This is a genomic window from Photobacterium kishitanii, from assembly GCF_000613045.3.
Lineage (GTDB): Bacteria > Pseudomonadota > Gammaproteobacteria > Enterobacterales > Vibrionaceae > Photobacterium > Photobacterium kishitanii.
Window position 1 is genome coordinate 1,114,813 of sequence record NZ_LN794352.1, and the last position, 19,630, is coordinate 1,134,442.

Below are 19,630 nucleotides of genomic sequence, written 5' to 3' on the forward strand. Positions count from 1 at the left end.
AAAGGCGAATCATTTGATTCGCCTTTTTTATGGTTAGTCGATTGTGATTAATTGTCGGATTTCTTTATTTTAGGTAGTTCTGGTGCTTCTGGATCTTCATAAGGCCAGTAGTGATGGCCAATACGGATCATTACAGTAGCTGCTGCGAGAATGAACGCTGCGAGTGATAACCAAATAATAAATGTACCATCGAGTTCTTTCATTCCGAGGGTGATATAGCGAGCAATAGCCATAATGGCAATATAAAGAGGATACCGTACAGGGATCTTACCGTGGGCGACAAATTGCTGCACCATCGCTAGAATTTCGAGATAGATGAACATTAATAATATGTCTGTTAACTGAATATTACGGTTAACAAAGACATGGATAAATTCATTTACCATTGCGACAACGGTAGCTAAGGTAATGGCAGTTAATAATACCGCTTCTAAAAGATGAAATACTTTTAGAAAAGGCTTACTAAATGAGCGGGGTAAATGGGAAGGCATATTTTCTCCAGCTTTAACGCTGTTCGTATTCTTATTAAGCATTTCTTTATTGTAAGATGTAATGCTTATTCTAATAGTAAAATTTCATTTAATTTAAATGAGTGTTACTTTATTGTACTGTTTGAGTGGTTATTGAGCACGTTATTTGTGGCGCTGTTTTACCAATCAATACCTTTACGTGCTTTTATTCCTTGTTCAAATGCATGTTTAACATTGCGAACTTCAGAGACAGTGTCTGCAATTTCAATTAATTGGCGATGGGCAGCACGACCCGTAATTATTACCGTTTGCTGTGGTGGTCGAGAATTGATTGCATTGATAATTTCATCTAAATCAATATAGTCGTAAGTCACCATATAAGTGAGCTCATCAAGTAGAACCACATCTAATTGTTCATCGGCTAGCATCGCTTTACAATCAGCCCATGTTGTTTGTGCTGCGAGTGTATCTGCGGTTTTATTTTGAGTTTCCCATGTAAAGCCTGTTGCCATAATGGAAAATTTAACGCCGTGTTGTTGTAAAAGGTTACGTTCGCCGCAATCCCAAGTACCTTTAATAAATTGTCCTACACCACATTGCTGTCCATGACCGACTGCACGAGCGATCATTCCAAAGCCTGAGGTTGATTTGCCTTTCCCGTTTCCCGTAATAACCAGCACCAGTCCTCGTTCTTGTTGGGCGGCATTGATTTTATTATCAACCTGTTGTTTTAGACGTTGTTGACGAGCTTGGTGGCGATCATCCTTGGTGGTTTTATCAACCATAATTTCCTCTTAGAAAGCATTGTCGTATTGGTAATATAGCTCAGCAGTGATTATAAACGAAAGCCCGTGTAGTCAAAGGACAACACGGGCTTTTATTTTATATTGTTGAAATTATTAACCTAGAACGTCTGTTGCGACCTTGTAAGTTGGATCCTCTAACATATTCACTTCGACTAAATTACCTGCTTTTTGCAGTAATCGACGACACTCAGGGCTTAAGTGGCGAATATGAAGGGTTTTATTACGGCTTGCATAGCGTTCTGCAAGCGTATCAATTGCTTCAATAGCAGAATGATCAGCGACTCGAGAATGTGCAAAATCAATAATGACTGTTTTTGGATCATTGGTCGCGTCAAATAGCTCAAGAAAATGCGATGCAGAGCCAAAAAATAGTGGACCATTAACTTGGTAAACTTTGGTGCCATCGTTATCAATATGCGAACTCGCATAAATTTGTTTGGCGTGATTCCAAGCAAAGACTAATGCCGAGTAAATAACACCAACAAACACCGCCACAGCAAGATCGGCAGCAACCGTCACACAGGTAACAAGAATAATGGTAAAGAAGTCATGTTTAGGGACTTTACGGATCATGCGTAAACTGGCCCACTCAAAGGTACCGATAACCACCATAAACATCACACCAACTAATGCTGCTAATGGGATCATTTCAATGAATGCCGATCCAAACAGAATAAATACTAATAAACCTATTGCTGCTGTAATACCGGATAAACGCCCACGACCGCCGGAGTTAATGTTGATCATTGATTGACCAATCATTGCACAACCACCCATAGCACCAAACACTGAACAGGTTATATTTGCCATACCTTGGCCGACACATTCACGATTACCGTGACCACGAGTATTGGTCATCTCATCAATAACGGTCAATGTCAGTAATGACTCAATGAGGCCGACAGCAGCAAGAATAAGAGAGTAAGGTAAAATGATTTTAAGGGTGGCTAGATTAAAGCCAACATCTGGTAATGCAAATGTTGGCAGAGATCCTGCCAATGTTGCGTTAGCGTCACCACTCATGGTACGAACAAAATCAACCACGGTACGTGAATCAAGGCCTAATACATGCACCAACGCTGTTACGGTTAAAATGGCAACTAACGAAGAGGGGACCGCTTTGGTGAGTTTAGGTAAAAAGAAAATGATAGCCATGGTTAACAGCACTAATCCCAGCATGATATATAGCTGAGTACCATGCATCCATTCAAGGCCGCCAGTTAGTGATGGCACCTTAAATTGACCTAATTGAGCGAGAAAAATAACAATCGCTAAACCGTTCACAAAACCTATCATAACAGGGTGCGGTACCATGCGAATAAATTTACCGAGACGGAAGATACCAGCCAATATTTGAAATACACCAGCTAACATGACGGCAGCAAATAGATACTGAATACCATGTTGGGCTACAAGGCTGACCATAACGACGGCCATTGCTCCAGTAGCACCAGAAATCATACCCGGGCGTCCGCCAAAAATAGCCGTTATTAAACCGACAATAAATGCAGCGTATAGACCAACCATAGGATCTACACCTGCGACAAAGGCAAAAGCAACAGCTTCTGGTACTAGAGCAAGCGCTACAGTTAATCCAGAGAGGATGTCGTTTTTGACTGATTGTTTTGATACTTGAGGAAATTCAGACATATATTAGGCGTTCTTCTCTTCGCTAAAATGAATGGATAATTAAAGATATTGATTAACAGAATGTTACCGAAAGATTTACAGTGCATCAACTTAACCCGCTAAATGGTGTAAATATGTGCTTTTTGGGTATATTAATTAAGTTAGGCAATAAGATTGTTAAATTTTGTGGTTGTTTTTGACTCAAAAAAGAGTAATAAAAAAGCCATGCAGAAGCATGGCTTTTTATTGGCAGTTTATAACAACTTAGTCAAAAGATGGCTTAGTCATTGGTGCTACTGCACTATTGGTTGCTGTTTGGCTACCCGCGGCACGTGCCGTTGCACGTTCACGTAATGGTGCAGCTTCAACATGAGTTTTTGCTACTGTTTCAACAGGCGCTGGTGCTTTAGTCATTGCCGCAACCGCATGGAAACCACGTGGAGACGTTGCTGTTACCGGCATAGCTTCAGTGACAATCTTTGTCATTGGTGCTGATGCTGTTTTAACAACAGGTGCTTCAACAACTGGCGTTTCAACAACAGGTGCTTCAACAACTGGCGTTTCAACAACAGGTGCTTCAACAACTGGCGTTTCAACAACAGGTGCTTTAACAACTGGCGTTTCAACAATCGGTGCTTCAACAACTGGCGTTTCAATAACAGGTGCTTCAACAACTGGCATTGCATTACGTAATGGGAAAGCTTTACCCATTGCAAGTTCAGGCATCGCAACACCACCTAAAGCGGGTTGTGACGCTACCTTTGGTAATGCTTGAGCGATTGCTGAGTGATTAACAATGACAATATCATCGTTATTTTCAGATGCTGACTCAGTTACCGCTGCGACTACTGGTACTTCAATTGTTGGCTTGATACGAGACCATACTTTACCCATCGCCATTTCTGGTGCTGCTACACCTGATGCTGGACGTAGTGCTTTTGGTTTCTCGACAATAGAAACAACATTAACCATATCGCTAATTGTATCTGTAGCATCATCAACTGCTGCTTGCTCAACCGCATCTGCCACGTTGTAACAGCTTGGATCTTCATGCTGTTCATACTCTTGTTTTTCAACTCGAGTGTCACGAATGCGACGACGGCGTTGACCGCTAGCGCGTAGGTGACGTGGTGAACGACGGTTACGACGTTGATTGTTATCCTGCTCATTGTTTTCAGCTTGCTCATCAGTAGCAGGCTGAGCTTGAGTTGTTTGTGCTTCTTTCGCTATCGTTGTACCTATTTCCATTAATGGTGATGGGTTTTTTTCGATAACATCAGCAACAGCTTCAACAATCGGTTGGCTTTCAACAGCAGCTTCTACGTTATCAGTGAAACGGATTTTTTTCTGTAACTGACGACGTTGACGACGTTGTTTCACCTTAACGTTTTTGTCTTCTACTGGTGCTTCAACAGCAACGGTATCATTTGTTTTTGCTTTCACTTCGTCTGCTTGTTGGCGTTGTTGCTTTTGCGCTTGAATCTCTTCTTTACGAGATTGGCGTTGCTGCTCTTTCGCTTCTTCAGAACGAGGTTGGCGCGGTTGTTTCGCTGGACGATCTTGAGATTGACGGTTCTTATCCGTACGTTCATTACGACGACGAGGTTGACGCTGCTCGTTGTTGCGATCTTGTTGTTCAGCGTTGCTGTCTTGATCACTCTCTTGGGTATTACGACGAGTGTTATCACGATTACCTTGACGGTCATTGCGACGATTATCAGGACGACGGTTATTGTTGTTACGACGATTATTGTTATTTGTTTGCTCTTTTACTGGTGTTTCAACTTCTTGCTTAACTGCAGCCGGTTGCTCGGTAGTGTTATTGAAGAAAGATGATATTGCAGCAAAAATACGACTAAAGATACTTGGTGCTTGAGCAATAATTGTTTGTGGTTTCGCTACAGGTTGAACTTCTGGCGCTTTAGCTACAGGAGCGGGTTGTTTTGGTGCTGCAAAACCGTGTAGAACAGGTTCTTCACGTTTTTTAGCGGTACGCTCTTGTTGTGGCGTTTCAGTTGCTTCTGCTTCTCTCAATGCATCAATAGTGCTTGGAAGATGGTATGAAAGTGTATCTTGTTCTTCACCTTCACGGATACGTAACACTTCAAAGTGTGGCGTTTCCATATCAGCGTTTGGCACAATAACAACACGCACATCGTGGTATTTTTCAATATGCTGTACTGCTGGTCGTTTTTCGTTTAGTAAGTAAGAGGCAACAGGAACAGGTACAATTGCAACAACTTGTGAGCTGTTATCTTTTAGTGCTTCTTCTTCGATTAAACGTAGGATTGACAGTGACAGTGATTCATTATCACGGATAACGCCTGTACCTGTACAACGTGGACAAACGTGATGGCTTGCTTCTGCTAAAGAAGGGCTTAAACGTTGACGCGACATTTCAAGCAAACCGAAGCGAGATATACGACCAATTTGTACACGAGCGCGGTCAACACGAACAGCTTCACGTAAACGGTTTTCTACTTCACGCTGGTGACGAACAGGTGTCATATCAATGAAATCAATAACCACAAGACCACCAAGATCTCGAAGACGTAATTGACGTGCAATTTCATCTGCTGCTTCTAGGTTAGTTTGCAGTGCCGTTTCTTCAATATCGCCGCCTTTCGTTGCACGCGCTGAGTTGATATCAATCGAGGTTAATGCTTCTGTTGGATCGATAACTACCGAGCCACCTGAAGGTAAACGAACTTCACGCTGGAACGCAGAGTCAATTTGGCTTTCAATTTGGTAGTGACTAAATAGTGGTACTTCACCTTCATAACGCTTAATACGCGATAGGAAATCAGGGCGAATTAATTTGATATGATCACGTGCGCGGTCAAATACTTGTGGACTATCGATAAGAATTTCACCGATGTCACGACGAAGATAATCGCGAATAGCACGTGCAATAACATTACTTTCTTGGTGGATCAAGAATGGAGCTGCTTGAGATTCAGCGGCTTCTTTCACTGCACTCCAGTGATTAAGAAGAACGTTTAAATCCCACTCGAGTTCTTCACCTGATTTACCCACACCAGCAGTACGTACAATTAGTCCCATACCGTGAGGTAGTTCTAATGTGCTTAATGCAGCTTTAAGTTGTGTACGCTCTTCACCTTCGATACGACGAGAAATACCGCCAGCACGAGGGTTATTAGGCATTAACACTAAGTAACTACCAGCCAATGAGATAAAGGTTGTAAGTGCAGCACCTTTGTTGCCACGCTCTTCTTTATCAACCTGGACGATAACTTCTTGGCCTTCTTTCAAGACTTCCTTAATGTTAGGACGACCTTGATAAGAATAATTTGACGGGAAGTAATCTTTGGCAACTTCTTTTAAAGGGAGGAAGCCATGGCGTTCAGCACCGTAATCAACGAACGCAGCTTCCAGGCTTGGTTCGATACGAGTGATGCGGCCTTTGTAGATATTTGCTTTTTTAGATTCGTGACCAGGGCTTTCGATATCAAGATCAAATAGCTTTTGGCCATCAACTAATGCGACGCGCAACTCTTCCTTCTGAGTCGCGTTAATCAACATTCTCTTCATTATATTGTACTCATTATTGTTGTTGTATTAGCACAGCTAATTACATCAATTTTTTGATGGTGCCTGACTCCAAGTCTGATGTACGGGTGCAACCTCACGGTTGGAATGCAGGAGTGCTCTATGGCCACACGTATTAGCCAACTGTGTAGAGATGGTTAGATCTGAAACACACAGCTGGTATCACCACATCGAGGTGTGGTTGTATCTGTTACATCAAAAAAATCTGTAATCTGACGCGCTAAAAAAAACTCCGATGACCATAACGTCTTACGCCACGTGCTGCGTTTATCACCTGAGTTGTATATAAAATAGCCGAAACGGTGAGAGCTTGCTCACCTTGTCAGTAAAATAAGCAAAAAAACTTATTCTAGAATGCAATCATAGCAGGCTCACTTTTTTGCGGCAATCTGCTTTATTTGCATGGTACAATCAAACTTATGACAGAAGATAAACCTAAAGTGCAATTCATCGATATTACCGATGATTTTGCTGGCCAACGGATCGATAATTTTCTCCGTGCTAGGCTTAAAAATGTACCAAAAAGTATGATTTACCGTATTTTGCGTAAAGGCGAGGTGCGAGTAAACAAAAAACGTATTAAACCTGAATATAAATTGCAGGATGGTGATCTTGTACGTGTCCCGCCGGTGTTTGTTCCTGAAAAGGATGAACAAGCGCCGATTAGCACCAAGCTTAATAAAGTGGCTGAACTTGAATCATGCATAATCTATGAAGATGATCATGTTTTGATTTTAAATAAGCCATCAGGTACAGCTGTCCATGGCGGTAGTGGGTTGAAGTTTGGTGCGATTGAAGCGCTACGTGCATTACGACCTGATGCTAGATATCTTGAATTAGTCCACCGTATTGACCGAGATACATCTGGTATTTTGTTAGTTGCTAAGAAACGCTCAGCGTTACGTAAACTACAAGAGCAATTTAGAGAAAAAACGGTTCAGAAATATTATTTTGCCTTAGTGATGGGGGAATGGAAGGCAAGTTGTAAGAGAGTGACTGCACCGTTATTGAAAAATGAAATAAATAGCATTGTACGGGTTAACCCGCAAGGTAAAGCATCAGATACGCGTTTTAAAGTTCTGGAGCGCTTTGCGCAGGCGACACTAGTACAAGCAAGCCCAGTAACAGGCCGTACTCACCAAATTCGTGTGCATTGTCAATATGAAGGCCATCCTATTGCTTGGGATGATCGTTATGGCGATCCACGTTTTGATGCTTACACTAAAAAAACGGGTTTAAGTCGCTTGTTCTTACATGCTGCGAATATTAAATTTACCCATCCAAATACTGATGAGTTAATGGATATTAGTGCGCCGATGGAACCAGTGCTAGAGCGTTGCTTAGCAAAACTTCGAACATTTTAATCGTAGTGTAAATATTAAGGCGAGCATTGAGCTCGCCTTTTTTATAAGAAGTCGTTTATTTTTTATCATGCTGATTCTGGTTTACAGAACGGAGACCTGTTCATTAGCGAGCATTTCACGTAATGCGATAAGGGGTAATCCGACTAATGTATTTGGATCTCGTCCCTCTAACTTATCAAATAACGCAATCCCTAAGCCTTCACTTTTAAAACTGCCGGCACAGTAAAGCGGCTGCTCTTTAGTAACATAATGTACAATCTCATTTTCGGTTAGCGTTCTAAAATGGACATGAAACGGCTCGCAAATAACTTGAGTCGTTTCGGTGCGCGCATTATATAAGCACAAGCCCGTGTAAAAAGTAACCACCTTGCCACTTGCCGCTCGAAGCTGGGCGCAAGCGTTCGCTTCGGTATGGGGTTTGCCTAAAATCTTATCGTCAATGACACACACTTGGTCTGAACCTATAATCAGATGGTGAGGATAATCTTCGGCACAGGCAAGTGCTTTCGCTTGTGCTAATCGCATCACCAACGCTGGCGCTGATTCATTAATGAGTATCGCCTCATCCACATTTGGATTGGCCGCTGTAAAAGGCAGCTGTAATTTTTCCAGTAGGCTTTTACGGAATGGAGAGGTAGATGCAAGAATAAGTGACTGGTTCATAGGCTATTTATTTATCTAAATGAAGAAGTAGTATGAGTGTAACCATCACTGAGGTTCAATGCTAGTGAGCATAGTTTTGTGATTGTTTGAGTTTCAATGCAGACAGACGATGTCATCGTTACAGCACAATGGTATTATAAGCGGCAATCATTGATTTTAATTTAAATGGAACCATTATTGGCTATCATTTAAACGATGATTAAGTGATCTCTTGTCATTTTATCAGCAATCATCAAGTGATTGAGTGACGGAGAAATAAAAACTTTTTAATGAGGAGGGGGAATGAATTTTCATGGCAGCATGAGAATTACTCAAAAGCCGTTAATTCAGGCACATTTCCTTTGACTCAACCAGACTATAAGGCTAATATTCGCGCCCTATGCAAAAGGTAAAATTGCCGCTAAAGGTAGATCCAGTACGCACTGCACAGAAAAGACTCGACTATGATGGCATCATCAAAGCGGATCTTCTGTCTCGTCTCGCTGGTTCAACCCAGAGCGTAATAAGTGATGCAAACGTCAACTTGTCTTTTGACCTTGACCAACGTCGTATTCCTTTCATGCGCGGAAACGCAAGTGTAGATGTGATGTTGACCTGTCAGAGATGCCAGGAAGAATTTCCACACACAATTAGTGTTGAATTCTGTTATAGTCCGGTTCGTGATGAAGAGGCTATTGACAAGTTACCGGAAGCCTATGAGCCGACAATTGTCGACGAAAATGGTGATATTAATCTAATTGAAATCATCGAAGATGAATTGATGTTAGAGTTACCGCAAGTAGCAAGACATGATGATGACGATTGCAAGATCGGCACACATAACTTGTCTTTTGGTGATATCCCCGTTGCTGATGAGCGTCCGAATCCGTTTGCAGTATTGAAAAATCTTAAAAGTTAAATTTAACAGGAGTAGGGTTAATGGCCGTACAAAAGAGCAAAAAATCACGTGCAGCACGTGGTATGCGTCGTTCACATGATGCGCTAACTACAGCAGCAGTATCTGTAGATTCAGCATCAGGTGAAACTCACCTACGTCACCACGTGACAGCTGACGGTTTCTACCGTGGCCGTAAGGTTATCAACAAGTAAGGTTGAACCTTGATGGGTCTTACCGTTGCACTTGATGCAATGGGCGGGGATTTCGGTCCTCAAGTAACAGTGCCTGCCGCCGTGCAGGCACTGTTGCATTCGCCTGAGCTCAAACTCATTCTTTTTGGTGATATTAGTGCTATCACTACCCAGCTAACTCTTCTCAATAAGCTCAACCATCCTCGGCTGTCTATCGTTCATTGCGATAATGTTATAGCCAATGAAACACGTCCATCACAAGCATTACGTCATAGCAAAGGTTCTTCAATGCGCATGGCATTAGATGCTGTTGCCATCGGTGATGCCGATGCCTGTGTTAGCGCCGGTAATACGGGAGCGCTAATGGCTTTATCTCGTTATGTGCTTAAACAACTTCCTGGTGTTGAACGTCCTGCATTAATTTCAGAAATACCTAATCGTAATGCCAACCATACTTGGTTATTAGATTTAGGTGCCAATGTTTCGTGTGATGCCGATACTCTATTTCAATTTGCTGTCATGGGCTCAGTTGTTGCCGAACAAACATTAGGCTCTGCACCACGAGTAGCATTACTTAATATTGGTGAAGAATCCATTAAAGGTAATGATCTGGTTAAACGTTGTGCTGAAATGTTGAGTCAATCTCCCGATATTAATTACATTGGCTATATTGAAGGCCATCAATTGTATTCAGATAAAGCGGATGTGATTGTATGTGATGGTTTCGTCGGGAATGTGAGTTTAAAAACCAGTGAAGGGGTGGCTAACCTATTCATTGACTGTATTAAGCGTAATATTGGTCGTAACCCATTTAAGCGGTTGATTGCTAAATGGTTGTTTCGTGAGCTATTTAATAGCTTACAGCAATTGAACCCCGACCAGTATAATGGCGCAAGTCTGTTAGGATTACGTGGTATTGTAGTGAAAAGCCATGGCAGTGCAGACACCACAGCTTTGGAGAATGCCATAAGCCAAGCGGTTTATGAGATTAAACGCCAAATACCGATGAAAATCAGTGACCGTCTGGAAGAGGTCTTACTAGAGAGGCATTATTAGTCTTCATGTATAGCAAAATTTTAGGAACTGGCAGCTATTTGCCAACTCAAGTTCGCACCAATGCGGATTTAGAAAAAATGATAGAGACTAGCGATGAATGGATCGTTGCTCGTACTGGTATTCGTGAGCGTCGTATTTCATCCGCTGACGAAACTGTAGCAGTAATGGGTTATCATGCATCTTTAAACGCTATCGAAATGGCGGGTATCAATAAAGAAGATATCGATCTTATTATTGTTGCGACATCTAGTACAAGCCATTCATTTCCATCAGCTGCTTGCCAAGTACAAGGTATGTTAGACATTAAAGGCTGTCCCGCTTTTGATTTATCTGCTGCATGTACTGGCTTTGTTTATGCCTTAAGTGTCGCTGATCAACATATCAAAACTGGTATGGCGAAAAATGTACTAGTGATTGGCTCTGATGCGCTTTCTCACTGTTGTGATCCACAAGATCGCTCAACCATTATCTTATTTGGTGATGCAGCCGGTGCGGTGGTTCTTGGCGCAAGTGAAGAGCAAGGGATCATTTCAACGCATTTGTATGCTGACGGCCATTTTGGTGGTTTATTAAGCCTTGCTGTGCCAGAGCGCGGTAAAGATTTTGATGCTAATACATGGCTTTACATGGCTGGTAATGAGGTGTTTAAAGTTGCAGTGACTCAACTGTCTAACTTGGTTAAAAACACGCTAGCGACTAATAATATGGATAAGTCTGAACTTGATTGGCTGGTGCCACATCAAGCGAATATGCGGATTATTTCAGCGACAGCGAAAAAATTATCAATGTCGATGGATCAAGTGGTTGTAACACTTGATCGCCATGGTAATACCTCTGCGGCAACAGTACCAACAGCATTAGATGAAGCGGTACGTGATGGCCGTATTCAACGCGGTCAAACGCTATTATTAGAAGCGTTTGGTGGCGGTTTCACTTGGGGCTCTGCACTCGTGAAATTTTAAGCTAAATCAAATTATGGTTTAGTTTTACTTGCTAAAAGAATTTTGCGATAAGACAGAAGGTTGAATATAGTTAACGCTGTCTTGTTAGCCTATTAATTTACTGAACTATCAGTATATAAAGAATAAGGATTCTCAAATGTCTAAGTTCGCGATTGTTTTCCCTGGACAGGGTTCTCAAACTGTTGGCATGCTTGCTGATTTAGCTGAGCAATTTGATGTGGTTAAGCAGACGTTTGCTGAAGCCTCTGATGCTCTAGGTTATGACCTATGGGCTCTAGTACAAAATGGTCCTGTTGAAGATCTAAACCAAACCCAACGTACACAACCTGCACTATTAACAGCATCTGTGGCGATTTGGCGTGTATGGCAACAACAGGGCAGTGAACAGCCAGCTGTTTTAGCGGGACATAGCCTAGGTGAATACTCTGCGCTTGTTTGTGCAGGTGTGATTGATTTTCAAGCAGCGGTTAAGTTAGTTGAACTACGTGGCAAGTTAATGCAAGAAGCCGTGCCTGCTGGTGTTGGCGCAATGTCTGCAATTATCGGCTTAGATAATGATGCAATTGCGACTGCATGTGCACAAGCAGCGGAAGATCAAGTATGTTCTCCAGTTAACTTTAACTCGCCAGGCCAAGTGGTTATTGCGGGTAATAAAGAAGCGGTAGAGCGTGCAAATGTATTGTGTAAAGAAGCAGGCGCTAAGCGTGCATTACCATTACCAGTGTCTGTTCCTTCACATTGTGCGTTAATGAAGCCTGCAGCTGATAAATTAGCAATTGCATTAGAAGGTTTAGCATTTAACGCTCCTGCTATCCCAGTGATCAATAACGCTGATGTGGCGACTGAAATCGATCCTGTGGCAATTAAACTTGCTCTTGTTAAGCAGCTATACAATCCAGTTCGTTGGACTGAGTCTGTAGAGCGTATGGCAGCTGAAGGCGTTGAAGAGTTGCTAGAAATGGGTCCTGGTAAAGTATTAACGGGTCTTACAAAGCGTATTGATCGTGAACTTAGCAGCGTAGCAGTGAATGATGTTGCATCATTAACCGCAGCACTAGCGAAATAATGAAGCTTACAAAGAGGATTTACAATGAGTCTGGAAGGTAAAATTGCACTAGTTACAGGTGCGAGTCGCGGTATTGGTCGTGCAATTGCTGAGATTTTGGTTGAGCGTGGCGCAACCGTTATTGGTACAGCAACATCAGAGAGTGGTGCTGATGCGATTAGTGCGTATCTTGGCGATCATGGTAAAGGTTTTGCGTTAAACGTGACCTCGCCAGAGTCAATTGAAACCACACTAAAGCAAATTAAAGAACAATATGGCGATATTGACATCTTAGTCAATAACGCTGGTATTACTCGTGATAATCTACTTATGCGTATGAAAGATGACGAATGGCAAGATATCATGGATACCAACCTGACTTCGGTTTTCCGTCTGTCTAAAGCGGTATTGCGCGCGATGATGAAAAAACGTCATGGTCGTATCATTAGCATCGGTTCTGTTGTCGGTACTATGGGTAACGCAGGTCAGACAAATTATGCAGCGGCTAAAGCTGGTTTGCTTGGTTTTACAAAATCGATGGCACGTGAAGTTGCTTCTCGTGGAATCACAGTCAACGCTGTTGCGCCAGGTTTCATTGAAACTGATATGACAAAAGCGTTAAATGATGATCAACGCGCTGCAACACTAGCAAATGTTCCTGCTGGTCGTTTAGGCGATCCGCGTGAAATAGCAGCGGCTGTTGCTTTTTTAGCCTCTGATGAAGCTGCTTATATAACAGGCGAAACATTGCACGTTAACGGCGGCATGTATATGATTTAAGCAAATTCTTTGTAATACTTCATGATTCAAGTCAAATTGAACAATTTTTCTGGTTAAATCGTGGTTTGACCAGCATTATGAGTGTTGCAACTTTTGCTGTAATGAATAAACTACAACAAATCGCATTAGCGAATTCTTGTTAAAGGAAATATATTAGTATGAGCAACATCGAAGAACGCGTAAAAAAAATCATCGTTGAGCAACTAGGCGTAGACGAAGCAGAAGTTAAGAACGAAGCATCTTTCGTTGACGATCTAGGTGCTGATTCACTAGATACAGTTGAACTAGTAATGGCTCTTGAAGAAGAATTCGATACAGAAATCCCTGACGAAGAAGCTGAAAAAATTACTACTGTTCAAGCTGCAATCGACTACGTAAACAGCGCACAGTAATATAAAAATTTAATATCTCCAGGCGGTCATTATGACCGCCTGTTTTTTTTCACTTCCTGTTTTATCCTCAATTCCCGGAGAAATTAATCGTGTCTAAGCGTCGTGTAGTTGTAACTGGCATGGGTATGCTTACCCCGGTTGGTAATTCTGTTGAATCTTCTTGGAAAGCTTTACAGTCTGGCATTAGTGGTATCAGTACCATCCAACATTTTGATGCAAGCGCATTTGCTACTCAATTTGCCGGAATGATCAAAGACTTCAATTGCGAAGATTCCATGTCTAAGAAAGATGCACGCAAAATGGATTTATTTATCCAATACGGCGTTGCAGCTGGCGTACAAGCATTCAAAGATTCTGGTTTTGAAGTTACTGAAGAAAATGCACCACGTATCGGTGTTGCTATTGGTTCTGGTATTGGTGGTTTAGGCTTAATTGAAGTTGGCCATCAAACTTTGATCGACAAAGGACCACGTAAAATCAGTCCGTTCTTTGTACCATCAACAATTGTTAATATGATCGCTGGCCACATGTCAATCATGTATGGTCTACGTGGTCCAAATATCGCTATTTCAACAGCGTGTACGACAGGCCTTCATAACATTGGCCATGCTGCACGTATGATTGCGTACGGCGATGCTGACGCAATGCTAGCTGGTGGTGCAGAAAAAGCATCAACAGAGCTAGGCATGGGCGGCTTTGCTGCTGCGAAAGCATTATCAACCCGTAATGATGATCCTCAAGCCGCTTCTCGTCCATGGGATAAAGATCGCGATGGTTTCGTATTAGGCGATGGCGCTGGCGTAATCATGCTAGAAGAGTACGAACACGCAAAAGCACGTGGCGCTAAGATTTATGCTGAGCTTGTTGGCTTTGGTATGAGTGGTGACGCTTACCACATGACTTCACCAAGTGCTGATGGCTCTGGTGGTGCGTTAGCAATGGAAGCATGTATTCGCGATGCGGGTATCAATGCTGATCTGATTGGCTATATTAACGCTCACGGCACATCAACCCCAGCTGGTGATAAAGCTGAAACATTAGGTATTAAACGCGCTATGGGTGCGGCTGTTGATAATGTTATGGTGTCATCAACTAAATCAATGACTGGTCACTTGTTAGGTGCAGCAGGTTCTGTTGAATCAATCATTACTATTCTAAGCTTGGTTGATCAAGTCGTACCGCCGACAATTAACTTGGATAATCCAGGTGAAGGTTGTGATCTTGATTATGTTCCAGGTGAAGCGCGTCAAGCTAACCTAGAATATGCATTATGTAACTCATTCGGTTTTGGCGGCACTAACGGCTCGCTATTGTTTAAGAAGATTTAATTCGATTCTTGTGTCTTGAGTAATAAGTGCTATAACCTGATACAATTAGATAGCCTGATATTTCGATATCGGGCTATTTTTTTAGCTATGAAAAAGGGAATTATAATGGCTTCAGTCAATGGTTGTGAGCAACAGAGACTTGCTATTACAGATAGAGCAACGCAATACGGTGATGGTTGTTTTACTACGATGTTGGTTGAGCAACAACAGATCCAACTGTGGCCATTACATTTAGCCCGTTTAGAACTGAGTTTACAGCGGTTGGCGATTGCTGCACCAGATTGGCAGCAGGTATATACTGATGCCGCAGCACTAGCACTGAAATATCCGCACAAAGGCGGTATTAAAATATTAGTCAGCCGTGGTAGTGGTGGTCGAGGTTATAATCCTATTGGCTGCAATGATACTCAAGTTATTATTACCCATTTTGAGTGGCCATTACATTATCAGCAATGGCAACAACAAGGGATTATATTAGGGGTGTGCCAGCAGCGAATGGGTAATAGTCCGATGCTTGCAGGAATGAAGCACTTAAATCGCCTTGAACAAGTATTGTTGAAACAAGAAATTGAAACTGCAGGCTGGGTGGATGCGATTGCATTAGATTGCGATGAGCGCGTAATTGAAACTACGGTTGCAAATCTGTTTTGGCGTCACGGCAATACTGTATATACTCCTGCTCTACAGCGTGCTGGTGTTGCGGGGGTTATGCGGCAGCATGTTCTTAATCTGCTTGATGAGCTTAATTATGATTATCAGGTAGGAGATTTTGAGCTTGTTTCGTTACTAGCTGCTGATGAAGTTTTTATTACTAATGCACTGATGACGTTAGTGCCTGTAAATCAAATATACACCGCACAATATTGTGAACGTACAATGTTCAAAACACTATGGAAGAGGTTACATTCGTGCTAAAGAAGTTGATTATTGTGATGTTCATGTTGGGCTTGTTAACAGCAAGTGCTGCAGGGTGGGGCTTTTTTCAAGTTAAATCTACGCTTGATAAACCGGTACTTATTGAACAACAAACGTTTATTACTGTGAAGTCAGGAACATCTTTCCGTGGATTATTAGCCCAGTTAAGTAATAAAAAAATTATTACTTTATCACCATGGCTACGGTGGGTGGGGTATTTAGAACCGACATTAACAGATATTAAAGCGGGCACTTATGCGATAAAACCTCAAGAAACATTGCATTCAGTGTTGGAAATGATCACCGAAGGTAAAGAATACCAATATGCGATCACGCTTGTCGACGGTGAGCGTTTTAGTGAGTGGCGTCAGTTACTACAAACAAATCCGAATTTAACTCATACCACTGATGATATGACTCAGCAGCAAATTGGTACAGCGGTTGGGATTGATAATGATAAGATTGAAGGTTATTTCTTACCTAATACCTATCATTTTACCGCTGGAACGAGCGATATCAGTATCTTAAAGCGTGCTCATACTGCGATGATGAAAGAATTAGATATCGCATGGCAGCAACGTGAAAAAGATTTGCCATTAAAGACCCCTTATCAAGTCCTGATCATGGCATCGATCATTGAAAAAGAAACTGCAGTTGCGAGTGAACGTGGTTTAGTTGCATCAGTCTTTATGAATCGTTTACGGGCTAATATGCCGTTACAGACTGATCCTACAGTTATTTACGGCATGGGTGATAAGTATGATGGTAATATCACTAAAAAAGATTTGCGTACGCCAACGGCTTACAACACTTATACCATGCGTGGTTTACCGCCAACACCGATAGCTATGCCAAGTAAGGCATCTATTATGGCTGCTGTTGATCCTGATGACAGTGATTATTATTATTTTGTTGCAGATGGCAAAGGCGGCCACAAATTTTCAACTACGTTAGTCGAGCACAACCGCGCGGTTCGTGCCTACCTTAAAATATTAAGAACACAGAAATGATCGGTAAATTTATTGTCATCGAAGGCCTTGAAGGGGCTGGTAAAAGTACAGCGATTGCACAAGTTATAGCGACACTAGCTCAGCATGGTATTGAAAATCCACAATCGACACGCGAACCTGGCGGTACCCCGCTAGCAGAGCAAATGCGCGCTTTGGTTAAGCAAGGACATCCAGATGAGCCTTTAACGGATATGGCTGAATTGCTATTGCTTTATGCGGCAAGAATCCAATTAGTCGATAATGTGATTAAGCCAGCCCTTGCCGAAGGACGGTGGGTGGTAGGCGATCGCCATGATATGTCATCACAAGCCTACCAAGGTGGTGGTCGTGGTTTTGATCAAGCATTAATGGAAAATTTACGTGATACCGTACTTGGCGATTTTCGTCCTGATCTGACTATTTATATGGATATTGATCCGGTACTAGGCTTACAGCGTGCCCGTGGCCGTGGTGAGTTAGATCGTATAGAGCAAATGGATATCGCTTTTTTTGAGCGTGCCCGTGAGCGATTTTTAGCATTATGTAATAATCAACCTAATGTGATTATTATTGATGCTAGCCAAACATTGACACAAGTTACCGCCGATTTAACCCAAGCATTGCAGTCTTGGTTGGAGCAACAATAATAATGATATATCCATGGCAACAAACTTTGTGGCACAACTGGCAGCAGTTGCTTGAGCAACGACGTTTACACCATGCTATTTTGTTATTAGCGGCAAAGGGTAGTGGACGTGGTGTACTAGCTCGACAATTATCTAAAACCGTACTTTGCCAAAATTCACAAGTTGAACCTTGTGATGTTTGTCATAGCTGTAAATTATTTGATGCAGAAAACCATCCAGATTTTCATGTCATTAAGCCCGAACAAGATGGTAAGCAAATTGGTGTTGATGCTGTACGACAATGTAATCGTTGGGCAGTAGAAACCTCACACTTAAATGGTCAACGGGTTATTTTAATTGAACACGCTGATGCATTGGGTGAAGCTGGTGCGAATGCGATACTAAAAACATTAGAAGAGCCGCCTGCTGGATGTCAGTTTATTCTGACAGCACAAAGCTTAGATCGGTTATTACCGACGGTGGTGAGCCGTTGTAATAAATGGCGGTTAAATCCACCCGATGAAGCAAATGTCAAAAATTGGGTTGAAAGTCAGCTGCAGCAGTCTATTTTATTAGAAAGTGTACGACTTAATAATGGCGCACCCTTAGCAACCTTAGCTTTTATTGAAAGTGGGTTAGATATACGTTATGGCCATTTGGTAACTGCATTTACAGCGTTTGTGCAACCGCCCCATATCGGTATTTATGATGTGGCGGCGATGTGTAGCGCCGATGGTATTGTGACGTTGCAATTATTAAGTTACTTTTTAGTTGATTGCTTAAAATGGCAGCAAGGGGTAACCCAGTATCTTGTTCACCAAGAGTCGTTGCCAGCAGTTGAAGCTATTGCAGCTACAATACCAACAGCGCTGCTGTTAGAACAAATACGTAATATTAATAACTTACATCGTCAATTAGCCAAACATACAGGGCTAAATATTGAGTTGTTAGTTGTTGAATGGTTAACTGGGTTTATTGGTAAGTGATCTTAGTCAATAACGATGTTCCATCGCAGTTATGAAATGAAGAATTAGAATAAACAAGAGGAAAGCCTGTGTTAGTCGATTCACATTGTCATCTTGATAAACTTGATTATGACAAATTACATACAGGGATTGATGATGTATTAAATAAGGCCAAGGAACGTGGCGTTGAATATTTTCTGTCAGTAGGGGTTACATTAGCCGCCTTTCCTAAAATGATGGAAATGATTGCACCTTACGATAACGTATTTGCATCATGTGGTATTCATCCATTAGATGTTGAGTCAGGTTATGACTCTGAGCAATTTAAAGCCTATGCTCGCCATGAAAAAGTGGTCGCGATTGGTGAAACGGGTCTTGACTACCACTATCAGCCTGAGACTGCTGAATTACAGCAAAAATTGTTTCGTGAGCAAGCGCGTGTTGCGGTGGAATTAAATAAGCCGTTGATTATCCACACTCGTATGGCGCGTGAAGATACAATGCGTATTTTACGTGAAGAAGGTGCTGAGAAGTGTGGCGGTGTATTACACTGCTTTACTGAAGATTTAGATATGGCATTAGCGGCAATTGAGCTAGGCTTCTATATCTCAATTTCAGGTATTGTGACGTTCAATACTGCGAGTGATTTGAAGAATGTAGTAAGTAAGTTACCGCTAGATCGCTTATTAGTTGAAACAGATTCACCATTCTTAGCCCCAATTCCCTACCGTGGTAAGCAAAATCAACCAGCTTATACTCGTGAAGTTGCTCAATATATTGCGTTATTAAAAGGCATATCTGTTGAGGAAGTGGAGCAAGCAACCACTAAAAACTTCTTTACGTTGTTTTCATTAGCGAAACAGTAACAGCTATTGTTGATATGACATTAAAGAGAAGCTTCGGCTTCTCTTTTTTGTTGGTGGCAAGAGGGAGAACTATAAATTTATATAGCAGATATTGTGTGAAATTAATTAGATTCAACGTTATGCAAGTTCATAAAGA

General features: G+C 41.9%; 19 protein-coding genes. 14 read left to right on the plus strand and 5 right to left on the minus strand.

The genetic code is table 11. The features are described 5' to 3' along the window. Nucleotides 1-47: 47 nt before the first annotated feature. From PPBDW_RS05485 to rne, 4 genes are all read right to left on the minus strand, one after another. Nucleotides 48-491 carry a phosphate-starvation-inducible protein PsiE gene (locus PPBDW_RS05485; RefSeq protein ID WP_036793920.1) on the minus strand — a complete coding sequence of 148 codons (444 nt, stop codon included), beginning with the start codon at nt 489-491 and terminating at the stop codon, nt 48-50. Between the two features lie 158 nt (nt 492-649). Beyond that, nucleotides 650-1,255 (minus strand): cob(I)yrinic acid a,c-diamide adenosyltransferase, encoded by a 606-nt coding sequence (gene cobO / locus PPBDW_RS05490; RefSeq protein WP_036793921.1) that lies wholly within the window; start codon nt 1,253-1,255, stop codon nt 650-652. Between the two features lie 114 nt (nt 1,256-1,369). Beyond that, complete coding sequence (locus PPBDW_RS05495) at nt 1,370-2,926, minus strand: SulP family inorganic anion transporter (RefSeq protein WP_036793923.1); 1,557 nt, start codon at nt 2,924-2,926, stop codon at nt 1,370-1,372. Between the two features lie 243 nt (nt 2,927-3,169). After that, on the minus strand, nt 3,170-6,457 hold the full coding sequence (rne, locus tag PPBDW_RS05500) for a ribonuclease E (protein WP_036793925.1): 3,288 nt from the start codon (nt 6,455-6,457) through the stop codon (nt 3,170-3,172). 437 nt (nt 6,458-6,894) lie between these two features. On the opposite strand from rne, the gene rluC reads away from it, so the two are divergent. Continuing rightward, nucleotides 6,895-7,839: a 23S rRNA pseudouridine(955/2504/2580) synthase RluC gene (rluC, locus tag PPBDW_RS05505; RefSeq protein ID WP_036793927.1), complete on the plus strand. Its 945-nt coding sequence runs from the start codon at nt 6,895-6,897 to the stop codon at nt 7,837-7,839. An 81-nt stretch (nt 7,840-7,920) separates the two neighbouring features. Here rluC and PPBDW_RS05510 read toward each other — a convergent pair whose 3' ends face one another. Next, on the minus strand, nt 7,921-8,502 hold the full coding sequence (locus PPBDW_RS05510) for a Maf family protein (RefSeq protein ID WP_036793928.1): 582 nt from the start codon (nt 8,500-8,502) through the stop codon (nt 7,921-7,923). 379 nt (nt 8,503-8,881) lie between these two features. On the opposite strand from PPBDW_RS05510, the gene yceD reads away from it, so the two are divergent. The 13 genes from yceD to PPBDW_RS05575 all read left to right on the plus strand — a co-directional run bounded on the left by yceD (nt 8,882) and on the right by PPBDW_RS05575 (nt 19,494). Beyond that, nucleotides 8,882-9,400 (plus strand): 23S rRNA accumulation protein YceD, encoded by a 519-nt coding sequence (gene yceD / locus PPBDW_RS05515; RefSeq protein ID WP_036793929.1) that lies wholly within the window; start codon nt 8,882-8,884, stop codon nt 9,398-9,400. A 20-nt stretch (nt 9,401-9,420) separates the two neighbouring features. Beyond that, a complete protein-coding gene (gene rpmF, locus PPBDW_RS05520; protein ID WP_006231206.1) occupies nt 9,421-9,591 on the plus strand; it encodes a 50S ribosomal protein L32 in 171 nt (56 codons plus the stop codon). Nucleotides 9,592-9,600: 9 nt separating this feature from the next. Continuing rightward, the gene (plsX, locus tag PPBDW_RS05525) at nt 9,601-10,626 is read left to right on the plus strand and encodes a phosphate acyltransferase PlsX (protein WP_161793705.1); all 1,026 of its coding nucleotides are present in this window, start codon (nt 9,601-9,603) and stop codon (nt 10,624-10,626) included. 5 nt (nt 10,627-10,631) lie between these two features. Next, entirely contained in the window at nt 10,632-11,588 is a 957-nt protein-coding gene (locus PPBDW_RS05530) for a beta-ketoacyl-ACP synthase III (RefSeq protein WP_036793931.1), read from the plus strand. Nucleotides 11,589-11,724: 136 nt separating this feature from the next. After that, nucleotides 11,725-12,654 (plus strand): ACP S-malonyltransferase, encoded by a 930-nt coding sequence (gene fabD, locus PPBDW_RS05535; protein ID WP_036793932.1) that lies wholly within the window; start codon nt 11,725-11,727, stop codon nt 12,652-12,654. A gap of 24 nt (nt 12,655-12,678) precedes the next feature. Further along, nucleotides 12,679-13,413 (plus strand): 3-oxoacyl-ACP reductase FabG, encoded by a 735-nt coding sequence (gene fabG / locus PPBDW_RS05540; protein WP_036793933.1) that lies wholly within the window; start codon nt 12,679-12,681, stop codon nt 13,411-13,413. A gap of 158 nt (nt 13,414-13,571) precedes the next feature. Continuing rightward, on the plus strand, nt 13,572-13,805 hold the full coding sequence (acpP, locus tag PPBDW_RS05545; protein ID WP_004406112.1) for an acyl carrier protein: 234 nt from the start codon (nt 13,572-13,574) through the stop codon (nt 13,803-13,805). Nucleotides 13,806-13,894: 89 nt separating this feature from the next. After that, nucleotides 13,895-15,133: a beta-ketoacyl-ACP synthase II gene (fabF, locus tag PPBDW_RS05550; RefSeq protein WP_036793936.1), complete on the plus strand. Its 1,239-nt coding sequence runs from the start codon at nt 13,895-13,897 to the stop codon at nt 15,131-15,133. A gap of 105 nt (nt 15,134-15,238) precedes the next feature. Then, nucleotides 15,239-16,048: an aminodeoxychorismate lyase gene (gene pabC / locus PPBDW_RS05555; RefSeq protein ID WP_036793937.1), complete on the plus strand. Its 810-nt coding sequence runs from the start codon at nt 15,239-15,241 to the stop codon at nt 16,046-16,048. Next, complete coding sequence (gene mltG / locus PPBDW_RS05560) at nt 16,042-17,058, plus strand: endolytic transglycosylase MltG (RefSeq protein WP_036796300.1); 1,017 nt, start codon at nt 16,042-16,044, stop codon at nt 17,056-17,058. The genes pabC and mltG overlap by 7 nt, the downstream gene beginning before the upstream one ends. Then, complete coding sequence (gene tmk / locus PPBDW_RS05565; RefSeq protein WP_036793938.1) at nt 17,055-17,684, plus strand: dTMP kinase; 630 nt, start codon at nt 17,055-17,057, stop codon at nt 17,682-17,684. Before mltG ends, tmk begins: the two co-directional genes overlap by 4 nt. 2 nt (nt 17,685-17,686) lie before the next feature. Continuing rightward, entirely contained in the window at nt 17,687-18,649 is a 963-nt protein-coding gene (holB, locus tag PPBDW_RS05570; RefSeq protein ID WP_036793939.1) for a DNA polymerase III subunit delta', read from the plus strand. Between the two features lie 68 nt (nt 18,650-18,717). After that, nucleotides 18,718-19,494 carry a TatD family hydrolase gene (locus tag PPBDW_RS05575; RefSeq protein WP_036793940.1) on the plus strand — a complete coding sequence of 259 codons (777 nt, stop codon included), beginning with the start codon at nt 18,718-18,720 and terminating at the stop codon, nt 19,492-19,494. The last annotated feature ends 136 nt before the right edge of the window (nt 19,495-19,630 follow it).